The sequence below is a fragment of the Citrobacter cronae genome (assembly GCF_016893685.1).
Taxonomy (GTDB): Bacteria; Pseudomonadota; Gammaproteobacteria; order Enterobacterales; family Enterobacteriaceae; genus Citrobacter; species Citrobacter werkmanii.
This window is the reverse complement of the sequence record NZ_CP069763.1, coordinates 4,088,802-4,101,799: the sequence shown is the minus strand read 5'-3', so window position 1 is coordinate 4,101,799 and position 12,998 is coordinate 4,088,802. Positions and strand designations below refer to the sequence as shown.

General features: G+C 54.1%; 11 protein-coding genes. 6 read left to right on the top strand and 5 right to left on the bottom strand.

What is annotated here, in order from left to right:
- Positions 1-5: 5 nt before the first annotated feature.
- The 4 genes from JSN25_RS17755 to pabB all read right to left on the bottom strand — a co-directional run bounded on the left by JSN25_RS17755 (position 6) and on the right by pabB (position 5,229).
- A complete protein-coding gene (locus JSN25_RS17755; RefSeq protein WP_150345109.1) occupies positions 6-1,607 on the bottom strand; it encodes an EAL domain-containing protein in 1,602 nt (533 codons plus the stop codon).
- A 130-nt stretch (positions 1,608-1,737) separates the two neighbouring features.
- A complete protein-coding gene (sdaA, locus tag JSN25_RS17750) occupies positions 1,738-3,102 on the bottom strand; it encodes an L-serine ammonia-lyase (protein WP_038641271.1) in 1,365 nt (454 codons plus the stop codon).
- 183 nt (positions 3,103-3,285) lie between these two features.
- Positions 3,286-3,864 carry a CoA pyrophosphatase gene (locus JSN25_RS17745; protein WP_038641269.1) on the bottom strand — a complete coding sequence of 193 codons (579 nt, stop codon included), beginning with the start codon at positions 3,862-3,864 and terminating at the stop codon, positions 3,286-3,288.
- Between the two features lie 3 nt (positions 3,865-3,867).
- Complete coding sequence (pabB, locus tag JSN25_RS17740; protein ID WP_204525194.1) at positions 3,868-5,229, bottom strand: aminodeoxychorismate synthase component 1; 1,362 nt, start codon at positions 5,227-5,229, stop codon at positions 3,868-3,870.
- 83 nt (positions 5,230-5,312) lie between these two features.
- Between pabB and JSN25_RS17735 the strand changes: the two genes are divergently transcribed.
- Positions 5,313-5,492 carry a YoaH family protein gene (locus JSN25_RS17735; protein WP_003020986.1) on the top strand — a complete coding sequence of 60 codons (180 nt, stop codon included), beginning with the start codon at positions 5,313-5,315 and terminating at the stop codon, positions 5,490-5,492.
- A gap of 6 nt (positions 5,493-5,498) precedes the next feature.
- On the opposite strand, the gene JSN25_RS17730 is transcribed toward JSN25_RS17735, so the two are convergent.
- Positions 5,499-5,843: a RidA family protein gene (locus JSN25_RS17730; RefSeq protein ID WP_042307863.1), complete on the bottom strand. Its 345-nt coding sequence runs from the start codon at positions 5,841-5,843 to the stop codon at positions 5,499-5,501.
- Positions 5,844-5,983: 140 nt separating this feature from the next.
- On the opposite strand from JSN25_RS17730, the gene JSN25_RS17725 reads away from it, so the two are divergent.
- The 5 genes from JSN25_RS17725 to rnd all read left to right on the top strand — a co-directional run bounded on the left by JSN25_RS17725 (position 5,984) and on the right by rnd (position 12,418).
- Entirely contained in the window at positions 5,984-7,894 is a 1,911-nt protein-coding gene (locus tag JSN25_RS17725) for a DNA repair helicase YoaA (protein ID WP_038641263.1), read from the top strand.
- Positions 7,895-7,952: 58 nt separating this feature from the next.
- A complete protein-coding gene (gene tsaB / locus JSN25_RS17720) occupies positions 7,953-8,648 on the top strand; it encodes a tRNA (adenosine(37)-N6)-threonylcarbamoyltransferase complex dimerization subunit type 1 TsaB (RefSeq protein WP_199965842.1) in 696 nt (231 codons plus the stop codon).
- Between the two features lie 95 nt (positions 8,649-8,743).
- On the top strand, positions 8,744-9,328 hold the full coding sequence (locus JSN25_RS17715; RefSeq protein ID WP_038641259.1) for a Slp family lipoprotein: 585 nt from the start codon (positions 8,744-8,746) through the stop codon (positions 9,326-9,328).
- A 204-nt stretch (positions 9,329-9,532) separates the two neighbouring features.
- The gene (fadD, locus tag JSN25_RS17710; protein ID WP_204525193.1) at positions 9,533-11,218 is read left to right on the top strand and encodes a long-chain-fatty-acid--CoA ligase FadD; all 1,686 of its coding nucleotides are present in this window, start codon (positions 9,533-9,535) and stop codon (positions 11,216-11,218) included.
- 84 nt (positions 11,219-11,302) lie between these two features.
- Complete coding sequence (rnd, locus tag JSN25_RS17705) at positions 11,303-12,418, top strand: ribonuclease D (RefSeq protein WP_204525192.1); 1,116 nt, start codon at positions 11,303-11,305, stop codon at positions 12,416-12,418.
- The last annotated feature ends 580 nt before the right edge of the window (positions 12,419-12,998 follow it).

The following is a 12,998-nucleotide window of genomic DNA, read 5'->3' as shown; positions in this document are numbered from 1 at the left end:
CGGGTTTAGCGAAATGGCATAACGGGCATACTATGTCGCCCGTTATGCCGGGTGGGCGGCGGCGTGCTGCCCGCCAGCCATTTTGGAAAATCGCGTAGCGGCATTGGCTTTGCATACAGAAAACCTTGCAATAAATGTACACCGTGCCGGCGCAAATGCTGTGCCTGTGCCTGCGTTTCAACCCCTTCCGCCACCAGTTCGATATTCAGTCTTTTTCCCAGCGCGATGATGATGTCTGTAACGGTTGAGTTCACGGCATCGGTACCGATCGCAGAAGTAAATGATTTATCAATTTTCAGTACATCCGGGCGGAGTTTTTCCAGCCAGGAGAGCGAGCTGTTGCCAGTGCCAAAATCGTCAATCGCCAGTTTTACGCCAAGGCGATTTAGCTCGCGTACAACCCGATAATCCACATCCAGTAACGCATCACGTTCGGTAAGTTCGATGACTAACTGCTGAATGGGATGCTGGCTAAACCAGTACTGGTTGAGATCTTTTAACAGCGTGCCGTGGCGAAAATGGCTGGCGGCGACATTGATCCCGATATGAAACTGACTGCTCATGGGGAAGACGTGTCGTTGCTGAATGGTTTCTGCGATGACGTGACGCGTCAGGGGCACGATCAAGTTGTGCTCCTCGGCGATGGGAATAAACACTTCGGGAGAGATCCAACCCTGACGCGGATTATTCCAGCGTAACAGGATTTCCACCCCCATGCATTGCTGCGTTTGCGCATTGAGCAGCGGCTGGCAGAACAGCTCGAATTCCCGGGCGGCAAGGGCCAGATTTATCTCCCAGGAGAAACTCATTCTATTGGCGGTTGCCAGCCACGCCAGGTACCCCACTAACAGACTGAGGATCACCGCCAGCGGCAGTTGTGTTGGCAGATGTTTAATCGCCAGTTCACTGGCACCCGGACCGGTAACGCTGATAGTAAACGGGAAATGCTGTGATGAGAGTTGGTAGCGTTTTTCATTCTTTAGTTCAGGTAGCGTATCGACAACACCTTGTCCGTAGAGCAGATGGCGATTGCCGACGCTTAAGCTGGCATGGGTGATCTGCGGCAGTTGTGGCTCAAGCAACATGGATGATAATAACTCAATGTTGACGATTTCCAGCACGCCATCTTCACCATCGGCAGAGGATGGATACCATTGTGTCAGAATCGGACTGCCTTTAATTATCGAATGGTCGGTTGATAACAGCAGTAGCGACTCCTGGCTTGGTAATTCAGGCTCCAGTTGACGAACAGGCTCATTGCGATAACCAAAAATGCTGGAGCAATACAGAATCCCATCTTTAACCAGGTTGACAGAGCGTACCGTTTGCAGCCTGGCAGCATGCTTGCTCAACGGTAAACGCGCGACTGAACAGGGGAGACCAATCAACGGCAACAGCACATCTCGTCCGGTCTGAAGGGGCAAAAGCACGTGATCCAACTCTTCAACCGCGTGGTTGGCAAAGGTTACGGTATTTCGATGATTTAAATTACGCTCCGAAATAAATCGGACCGTTAACGTGAGAATAAGCGTTACCAGGGCACATAGGGTGCAAACAAATAAGCGATTCCGGCGATAGTTTTTAATGATCCGTTGTGCTGTATGCATGCGGGCCGCCCGATAAGCCGTTGGTCACAAAAGCCAAAAGCAACAGAGCAAGTGTAGTGGGGAAAATTACAGTAGACGAGGAAGGGGAGATAAATTCGCCCATCCGTCGCAGATGGGCGAAAATTAAGTATTAGTCACACTGAACTTTGATTGCCAGACCACCACGGGACGTTTCGCGGTATTTGGCGTTCATGTCTTTACCCGTTTCGTACATGGTCTCAATGACTTTATCCAGTGAAACGCGTGGCGCACTGGTTCGGCGCATTGCCATGCGTGCGGCATTGATAGCTTTTACGGAAGCAATGGCGTTACGTTCGATGCACGGAACCTGTACCTGACCGGCAACCGGGTCACAGGTTAAACCGAGGTTATGCTCCATACCGATTTCTGCCGCAACACACACCTGTTCAGGACTTGCACCCAGTAGCTCAGCCAGACCGGCAGCCGCCATAGAACAAGCCACGCCAACTTCACCCTGACAGCCGACTTCAGCACCGGAGATAGATGCGTTCATTTTGTACAGCGCGCCAATCGCGCCGGCCGCCAGGAAATAGCGGGTGTAGATATCCGGGCTGACGGACTCAATGAAATGATCGTAATAGGCCAGGACCGCAGGCACGATACCGCAGGCACCGTTAGTTGGCGCTGTGACAACGCGACCACCCGCGGCGTTTTCTTCGTTAACGGCCAGCGCAAACATGTTCACCCAGTCGATCACGTTCATCGGATCGTTGGAGAGCTTGTCGCTGGAGACCAACATACGACGCAGGGCAGAGGCGCGACGCGGAACGCGCAGCGGCCCAGGCAGAACGCCTTCGGTGTTCATCCCACGATCGATACAGGCCTGCATGGTTTGCCAGACGTTGCCAAAGTACTCTTCAATCTCTTTTTTGCTGTGCAGAGCAAGTTCGTTCTGCATCACCATGCCAGAGAGGGACAGGCCGGTGCTGTTGCAGTATTCCAGCATTTCAGTGGCGGATTTGAACGGATAAGGTACGCTGACCTCATTGGCGGTATCCTGACCAAAATGTTCTTCATCAACGATGAATCCACCGCCGATTGAGTAGTACGTTTTGCTGTAAATGACGGTTTCGCCATTATACGCATGGATCTGCATGCCGTTTTCATGCAGCGGCAGGTTGCCGTTATGAAAACGCATGCCATCATTCTGCGGGAAATCCACTTCGTGCTGACCCTGCGCAAGCAGCAGGCGTCCACGCGCTTCTACATCGCGGATAAATCCGGGAATGCTGTCAATGTTTACGGTAGCAGGCTCGTTGCCCGCCAGACCCATAATAATGGCGATATCGGTGTGGTGACCTTTACCCGTGAGCGACAGTGAACCATACACGTCGACGGCAACACGAGTAACGCTGTCCAGTAATCCTTTTTCGACCAGGTCATCGACGAACTGTTTACCCGCCTTCATAGGCCCTACGGTATGGGAAGATGAGGGACCAATCCCCACCTTAAACATGTCGAATAGACTAATCACGATAATACTCCTACAGGGCGACTGGGCTTTCCAGTAACGATGTTATAACTGCGCATAGTGTAAGAGGGAACGCGGCGATCGGCTTAACTATTCACATGAATTAAACTAATAGATAACCGCGGTTTTACTAATGTTGTGACCTGAATTTCAAGTTGTCTATGGCGTGCGTAAAGATAAGTATAGTCAGGGCTTGACGCCAATTTGCAGAGCCAGCTCACGAATTATCCCGGCGGTCATTCCCCAGACGAAATATTGCTCATACCACGAAAGCCACACGCGATGAGAATCACCGCGACGATAAATATCGAGCGGATGGTAACGCCCCAAATGTAACGCCTGCGCCAGCGGCATTTCAAACACCGCGGAAACCTCATCTTCACTGGCGCGATACGGCAGATTAGGCGGGATAATGCCGACGACCGGGGTAACCTGAAAACCGGTGACGCTGTCGACCGGCGGCAGGACCCCGATCACTTCAACGCATGACGGCGGAATGGCCACTTCTTCATGCGCCTCGCGAAGGGCTGCGGCGATCAACGAGGCATCGGTGCTGTCCACCGCGCCGCCGGGAAAGGCGACCTGGCCGGCATGTTTGCGTAGATGAACGGATCGCTGGGTTAGCAGCAGACCCGGCTGTGGCCGGCGGACGACGGGGATCAGTACGGCTGCCTGACGCTGGTTTAACGCGGCATGATTGACCTGCGGGCGCAGGAGTTGGAAGCGCGATAAAAAATCATCAAGCGTCAGGCTGCTGTATTCCACGTGTCAGTTCTCCAGTTGGTGCAAAATACGATTCACTTTATCAAATGTTTCCTGATACTCCGCGTCTTCCTGACTGTCCGCCACAATGCCACCACCGGCTGAACAGTAAATCTGTCCGCCCGTCGTCGTCAGTGTGCGAATGGTGATGCTGGTGTCCATATTGCCGCAAAAGCTCAGGTAACCAATGCTGCCACACCAGGCATTACGTCGGTGCGGCTCCAGCTCATCTATAATTTCCATCGCCCGCACTTTCGGCGCGCCGGTAATGGAGCCGCCGGGGAAGGCGGCGCGCAGCAGGTCGGTAGCGTGCAAAGATTCCGGCAAACGTGCGGTAATGGTGCTGACTAAATGATGAACGGCAGGGAACGGCTCGACTACAAACAGCTCCGGAACCTGTACCGAACCCGGCACGGCAACGCGACCGATGTCATTGCGCATTAAATCGACGATCATCAGGTTTTCCGCACGATCCTTCGGTGAGTTAGCCAGCAGTTGGGCCTGCTCACGATCGGCATCAGCCTCTTCACGTCTTGGCAACGTCCCTTTAATAGGACGCGTCTGGATGTGCTGGTTTTCCAACAGAATAAACCGTTCGGGTGAAAGGCTGAGGATTGCGCCTTCCTCAAGACGAATGAACGCGCTAAACGGCGCACGATTAGCGTGATTGAGTCGTACAAATGCCTGCCACTCATCGCCCTGATAATGCGCCTGAAAACGTTGAGCAAGGTTGACCTGATAACAGTCGCCGCTGTGCAGATAACTCTGGACCTGGCGAAATTTTTCGCCGTACTGGGCACGGCTCATATTGGACTGCCACGCCGAGGTTAATGTAAATGGCTCACGTTTTGATGATTGTTGCGCGTTGAGCCATTGCAGCCGCGCTTCGACATCGGTATGGCTGAGCAGGGATACGGTCTGCAGCTGATGATCGACAATCAGCGCCCAGTCGTAAATGCCGACGGCCATATCCGGCAGGGCAATATCGCGCGTGGCAATCGTGGGCAGCGATTCAAATCTTCTGCCAAGATCGTAGCCAAACAGACCTAACGCGCCGCCCTGAAACGGCAGATTGGGGTGATAGCTCGGGTGAATCCCCCGTGCGCTGAGCGCTGAATGTAAAACCGTCATTGGGTCATCAAGCGTGCGTACAGTTGCGTGTCCGTCATAGACAACGGTTTCTTCTGCGCGCGTAACCAGCGTGGCGACAGGATCCGCCACCAGAATATCAAAACGGTTATGTGGATGGTCAGCATGACCCGAATGCAACAGCATCGCCCAGGGGAGATGGCTTAAGGTCGAAAAATAGCGTTCAGCTGCGTCCTGACGCCAGGGTAATGTGATTACTGCGGGAGATAACGTCTTCATCTGTCCTGACTCGTTGCTACTCTACTGGCTAACCGCCCGGTAGCATGAAATAATTAGCGCAGACAATTTAGCAGGAGTTAACAATGTTTGCAGGTTTACCTTCACTCAGTCATGAGCAGCAGCAAAAAGCGGTCGAGCGTATTCAGGAACTGATGTCGCAAGGGATGAGCAGCGGACAAGCGATTGCTCTGGTTGCTGAAGAGTTACGCGCCAGCCATACCGGCGAGCGGATCGTGGCGCGTTTCGAAGATGAAGACGAGTAACGTCGCTTACACCGCAGCGATAATCTTGATCTCTACTTTGTATTTCGGGTTCATCAACCCGGCCTGGACCGTACAACGTACCGGCGCGTGACCGGCGACGACCCACGCGTCCCAGGCTTTGTTCATCGCGGCAAAGTCACTTTTATCTGCCAGAAAAAGGGTGGCATCAAGAATACGTGACTTGTTGCTGCCCTGTTTTTCCAGAACTGCGTCAATTTGCGCCAGCGTATTCGCCGTTTGTTCAAAGGCGTCTGCATCCAGGTTTTCCGGTACACCGGTGTAATACAACGTGTTGTTATGGATAACCACGTCGGACCAACGCGCTTCGGCATCAATGCGCACAATTGTCATAAATCATTCCTCATTTACGTTTTTCATAATGGCTTCAGGTTGCGCCAAGACTGCCATAATGTTGTGCCTACGTCACCTCTTCAACTGGCGAAAGACCCGCTGGCCTGACATAATCCCTGTTCAAATGAACAGGGGGCAGTGTGACGGACGATTTTGCAGCAGACGGTCAGTTGGCTAAAGCGATACCGGGTTTTAAACCGCGTGAACCACAGCGGCAGATGGCCTTCGCCGTTAGCCATGCCATTGAAAAATCACAGCCGCTTGTTGTAGAAGCCGGAACCGGAACGGGTAAAACCTACGCTTATCTGGCACCTGCGTTGCGTGCGGGTAAAAAAGTCATCGTCTCTACCGGTTCGAAAGCGTTGCAGGATCAGCTTTATAGCCGCGATCTCCCGACAGTCGCAAAGGCGCTGGAATTCACCGGCAAACTGGCGCTGCTGAAAGGGCGCTCCAACTATCTGTGTCTGGAACGCCTTGAACAGCAGGCGCTGGCGGGCGGCGACCTGCCGGTACAAACCTTAAGCGACGTCATTCTGCTGCGCTCCTGGTCAAATCAAACCCTTGATGGCGACATCAGTACCTGCGTCAGCGTGGCGGAAGATTCTCAGGCCTGGCCGCTGGTCACCAGCACCAACGACAATTGTCTGGGCAGCGACTGCCCGCTGTACAAAGAGTGTTTTGTCGTTAAAGCGCGTAAAAAAGCGATGGAGGCAGATGTGGTTGTGGTCAACCACCATCTGTTTCTCGCTGATATGGTGGTGAAAGAGAGCGGGTTTGGCGAACTGATCCCCGAAGCTGAAGTGATGATCTTCGATGAAGCGCATCAGTTACCGGATATCGCCAGCCAGTACTTTGGTCAATCGCTCTCCAGTCGTCAGTTGTTAGACCTGGCGAAAGACATCACCATTGCCTATCGCACCGAGCTGAAAGACACTCAGCAGTTGCAGAAGTGCGCCGATCGCCTGGCGCAAAGCGCGCAGGACTTCCGCCTGCAACTTGGCGAGCCGGGCTATCGCGGCAATCTGCGCGAACTGCTGGCTGACCAGCGTGTGCAGCGCGCGTTTTTGTTGCTCGATGACACGCTGGAGCTGTGTTACGACGTGGCGAAACTGTCTCTTGGACGTTCGGCGTTGTTGGATGCTGCGTTTGAGCGTGCCACGCTTTATCGCGCCCGTTTGAAGCGCCTGAAAGAGATTAACCAGCCAGGCTTCAGCTATTGGTATGAATGCACCTCCCGCCATTTCACTCTTGCGCTGACGCCGCTCACCGTGGCGGATAAATTCAAAGAAGTGATGGAACAAAAGCCGGGCTGTTGGATTTTTACCTCCGCGACGCTGTCGGTAAACGATGACCTTCATCATTTCACCGCGCGGCTGGGCATAGATGATGCCGAGTCGATGCTGTTGCCGAGTCCTTTTGATTACACGCGTCAGGCGCTGCTCTGCGTGCCGCGTAATCTCCCGCAAACCAACCAGCCGGGAGCCGCGCGCCAGTTAGCGTCAATGCTGCGTCCCATTATTGAAGCAAACAACGGTCGCTGCTTTATGCTGTGTACCTCACACGCGATGATGCGCGATCTGGCAGAACAATTCCGCGCCACCATGACGCTGCCGGTCCTGTTGCAGGGCGAAACCAGTAAAGGGCAACTGTTACAGCAGTTTGTCAGCGCAGGTAATGCGTTACTGGTTGCTACCAGCAGCTTCTGGGAAGGGGTAGACGTGCGTGGCGATACGCTGTCGCTGGTCATTATCGATAAACTGCCGTTCACTTCGCCGGATGACCCGCTGTTAAAAGCCCGGATGGAAGACTGTCGCCTGCGCGGCGGCGATCCCTTCGACGAGGTTCAACTCCCGGATGCGGTAATCACCCTGAAACAGGGCGTAGGACGACTGATTCGTGACGCAGACGATCGCGGCGTGCTGGTAATTTGCGACAACCGCCTGGTGATGCGACCCTACGGCGCTACCTTCCTGGCGAGTCTTCCGCCTGCGCCGCGCACGCGTGACATTGCGCGTGCTGTCCGTTTTCTTGCCATACCATCGACTGAGTAATTTGTTACGGAGTGTGGTAAGATGCGCGCCAAATTTATTGATCTGATCACAAACACCCATGCGAATTCTGGCTATCGATACCGCCACAGAGGCGTGCTCTGTTGCCCTGTGGAATGACGGTACTATCAAAGCTCATTTCGAGCTTTGCCCACGAGAACATACCCAACGAATTTTACCGATGGTCCAGGAGATCCTGGCCGCTGGCGAATTAGCCTTATCCGATATCGACGCCCTGGCGTTTGGTCGCGGCCCAGGCAGTTTCACCGGCGTACGTATCGGGATTGGCATTGCTCAGGGGTTGGCGTTAGGCGCGAATTTACCGATGATCGGCGTCTCTACCCTGGCGACCATGGCGCAGGGGGCCTGGCGTAAGTCTGGCGCCACCCGCGTGCTGGCGGCGATTGATGCGCGAATGGGCGAGGTTTACTGGGCCGAATACCAGCGTGATGAAAATGGCATCTGGCGCGGTGAAGAAACCGAAGCCGTGTTAACGCCTGAACAAGTACATGAACGCTTGCTGCAACTGTCTGGCGAATGGGTCACTGTCGGAACTGGGTGGCCTGCCTGGCCTGAACTGGGTAAAGACAGCGGCCTGATGCTGAGCGATGGCGCTGTTCTGCTGCCGGCGGCTGAAGACATGCTGCCTGTCGCCACGCAATTGCTGGCTGCCGGTAAGACTGTGGCCGTTGAACATGCTGAACCGGTTTATTTACGTAACACCGTGGCGTGGAAGAAACTTCCCGGTAAAGAATGAATCTTAGTAGTACATCCCCGGTTAATTCGCGCAGTCGTCAGTGAACCGCATCGGTGAATTTTCCGGGGCAGGCGCTAAGAAGAGGGAGTCGCAATATGGCGGTGCAAAAGCAGGTAGTGAAAGGTGTGTTGGCGGGCGTATTGGCGTTAATGCTAAGCGGCTGCGTTACCATCCCGGATGCGATTAAAGGCTCAAGCCCTACGCCACAGCAGGATCTGGTGCGGGTGATGAATGCGCCGCAGCTTTATGTCGGACAGGAAGCGCGTTTCGGCGGCAAAGTGGTGGATATTCAGAACCAGCAGGGGAAATCCCGTCTGGAAATTGCCACGGTTCCTCTCGATAGCGGGGCGCGCCCCGTGCTGGGCGAAGCCTCTCGCGGACGAATTTTTGCCGATGTAAACGGCTTTCTCGACCCGGTGGATTTTCGTGGTCAACTGGTTACCGTCGTCGGTCCGATTAGCGGAACAGTGGACGGAAAAATTGGCAGTACGCCGTATAAATTCATGCTGATGCAGGTAACCGGTTATAAACGCTGGCATATTACTCAGCAGATTGTTATGCCGCCTCAGCCGATCGACCCCTGGTTCTACGGCGCGCGTGGCTGGCCTTACGGTGGCTACGGCGGATGGGGATGGTACAATCCCGGTCCGGCACAGGTTCAGACCATAGTAACTGAGTAACTCTTTGTTTTATTAGTAAAAGAAACAGCGGCTCGTCCGCTGTTTCTGCATTAATGTGGATATAAGAAAAATAAATAGTGACGTGCTTCGCAACCTTGTCGTTGTGTAATAAACAAACTGGTACGCTGAGTTAATATTATGTTAACAGTTTGTTTATTGCCTGGGGTTGTGATGACGACGAATATGCATTTTAGAGGTGATGTATTGAAAAAGGTTTGGCTTAACCGTTATCCCGCTGGTGTCCCTGCGGAGATCAATCCTGACCGTTATCAATCCCTGGTGGAACTCTTTGAACACTCAGTAAGGCGCTATGCCGATCAGCCCGCGTTTGTAAACATGGGGGAGGTGATGACCTTCCGCAAGCTTGAAGAGCGCAGCCGGGCGTTTGCGGCCTATTTGCAACAAGGGCTCGGGCTGAAAAAGGGCGATCGCGTCGCGCTGATGATGCCGAACCTGCTGCAATATCCGGTCGCCCTGTTTGGGATTTTACGTGCTGGCATGATCGTCGTGAACGTGAACCCCCTGTACACGCCTCGCGAGCTGGAACACCAGCTCAATGACTGCGGCGCGTCGGCGATTGTCATCGTGTCTAACTTTGCTCACACGCTGGAGAAGGTGGTCGATAAAACGTCGGTGCAACACGTGATCCTGACGCGTATGGGCGATCAACTTTCTACCGCCAAAGGGACGCTGGTTAACTTTGTCGTGAAGTACATTAAGCGCCTGGTGCCAAAATATCACCTGCCGGATGCCATCTCGTTTCGCAGTGCGCTGCAAAACGGTTATCGCATGCAGTATGTGAAGCCTGAAGTGGTGTCGGAAGATTTGGCGTTTCTGCAATATACCGGTGGGACAACCGGTGTGGCGAAAGGCGCGATGCTCACGCACCGCAACATGCTGGCTAACCTTGAGCAGGTTAACGCCACCTACGGACCGTTGCTGCATCCGGGTAAAGAGCTGGTGGTAACGGCCTTACCGCTGTATCACATTTTCGCGCTGACAATGAACTGCCTGCTGTTTATTGAGCTGGGCGGTCAAAACCTGCTGATTACGAATCCGCGCGATATTCCGGGACTGGTCAAAGAGCTGGCGAAATACCCCTTCACCGCAATGACTGGCGTCAACACGCTGTTTAACGCGCTGCTGAATAACAAAGAGTTCCAGCAACTGGATTTCTCCTCACTGCATCTTTCGGCAGGCGGCGGCATGCCGGTTCAACAGGCGGTGGCCGAGCGTTGGGTGAAGCTGACGGGTCAGTATCTGCTGGAAGGCTATGGCCTGACGGAGTGCGCTCCGCTGGTGAGCGTCAACCCTCACGATATCGACTACCACAGCGGCAGTATCGGTTTACCGGTTCCTTCCACCGAGGTCAAGCTGGTGGATGACGACGATAACGAAGTGCCGCCGGGAGAGCCGGGCGAACTGTGCGTGAAAGGTCCGCAGGTGATGCTGGGTTACTGGCAGCGACCGGATGCGACTGATGAAATCGTCAAAGACGGCTGGTTGCACACTGGCGATATTGCGGTGATGGATGATGAAGGCTTCCTGCGGATTGTCGATCGTAAGAAAGATATGATCTTGGTGTCCGGCTTTAACGTTTATCCGAATGAAATTGAAGACGTGGTGATGCAACATTCTGGCGTACAGGAAGTCGCTGCGGTTGGCGTTCCATCGGGCAGCAGCGGTGAGGCAGTGAAAATCTTCGTGGTGAAGAAAGATGCCTCGTTAACCGAAGAGGCGCTGGTCACTTTTTGTCGTCGCCATCTGACGGGCTATAAAGTACCGAAGCTGGTGGAGTTTCGTGATGAGTTGCCAAAATCTAACGTTGGAAAGATTTTGCGACGAGAATTACGTGACGAAGCACGTGCCAAAGTGGACAATAAAGGCTGAGCGTTAAGTCAGCCAGCAGAAAACGCCGGGTAATCCGGCGTTTTTTTTGGCGTAAACCTAAGAGAGCACGATTTGAATTATCAAATGATCACTACGGACGACGCGTTGGCCACGCTGTGCGAAGCCGTCCGTGAATTTCCGGCGATAGCCCTGGATACCGAATTTGTTCGCACGCGTACCTATTATCCGCAGTTGGGGTTGATCCAGCTGTTTGATGGCAAACACGTTGCTCTGATTGACCCACAGGGGATCACTGACTGGTCGCCACTACGCGATATTTTACGTGATACGGCGATAACCAAGTTTCTGCATGCCGGTAGTGAAGATCTGGAGGTGTTTCTCAATGCCTTTGGTGAACTCCCTCAGCCGTTGATTGACACACAAATCCTGGCCGCTTTTTGCGGTCGCCCGCTGTCGTGGGGGTTTGCCGCGATGGTGGAAGAGTTTACTGGCATAGCCCTGGACAAAAGCGAATCCCGTACCGACTGGCTGGCCAGGCCGCTGACCGAGCGTCAGTGTGAATACGCGGCGGCTGACGTCTGGTATTTGTTACCGATCACCACAACGCTGATGGCTGAAACCGAAGCCAGCGGCTGGCTGCCCGCCGCGCTGGACGAATGTCGCTTAATGCAGCAGCGTCGCCAGGAGATTCTGGCGCCCGAGGATGCCTGGCGCGAGATCACCAATGCCTGGCAACTGCGTACCCGTCAGTTGGCCTGTCTGCAACTGCTTGCCGACTGGCGACTGCGTAAAGCGCGCGAGCGCGATCTGGCGGTAAACTTCGTGGTGCGTGAGGAACACTTATGGGCGGTGGCGCGTTATATGCCGGGTAGTCTGGGCGAACTGGACAGCCTGGGGCTTTCCGGCAGCGAAATTCGCTTCCACGGCAAGACGCTGATTTCCCTTGTCGAGAAAGCGCAGGCTTTACCGGAGTCGTCGCTGCCGCAACCGCTACTGAATTTGATGGATATGCCAGGCTACCGCAAGGCGTTCAAAGCCATTAAGGCGCTGGTTGCCGAAGTCAGTGCGGAGCAAAATCTCAGCGTCGAGCTGCTGGCTTCACGCCGCCAGATCAACCAATTGCTCAACTGGCACTGGAAATTAAAGCCGCAGCAATCCCTGCCTGAGCTGATTTCCGGCTGGCGTGGCGAACTGATGGCTGAGCGTCTTAACGCGCTGCTGTTGGAGTATCCGCAGTAAGCAAGCTAAAAAGGGAGCCGGGTGCTTTAATGCTAGTCAGTTAGCGTCTCAGTATCAGAAAGCATCAACCAGTATTAGCGGAAGTAATGAACATGCAATATCAGAGAAAGGGTTCCGTTCACCTCATGTTCATCGTTTCTCTGARACACYGATTCCTGTGARCGTRTAAAGGGCGTTCTCCGCCACGCCCTTTACAATCCCGACTCCCGGCGGGAAAATTGCCGCTCCGCGGTTCCCTCTGCTTATTCCTTCAGGCTACCGGKCCGGGCGCGAGGTAGCGTCCCTGCAAAGCGCGCCCTGAGCCAGCATCCATGCTGGCTCTCCCGGCCTTACGGAAACACGYCGGCAATTTTCAGCCGGACCAGCCACACCTGACCACCTGTATTTTTATTTGAAAATATCTGAACAGCAAAACAGATTTAACTGGAAGTCAGAGCGTTGAAGCGATGACCCATGTCCGGCTGAAAATCGATGAGTCGTTGACGGCTGACCGGGGCTGTCCGCAGGGATGCGGACAGAGGGGACGGCCTGCATGGACGCAGGCTCGGCCCCGACCCGACAGGCAGACGGCATAAGACGA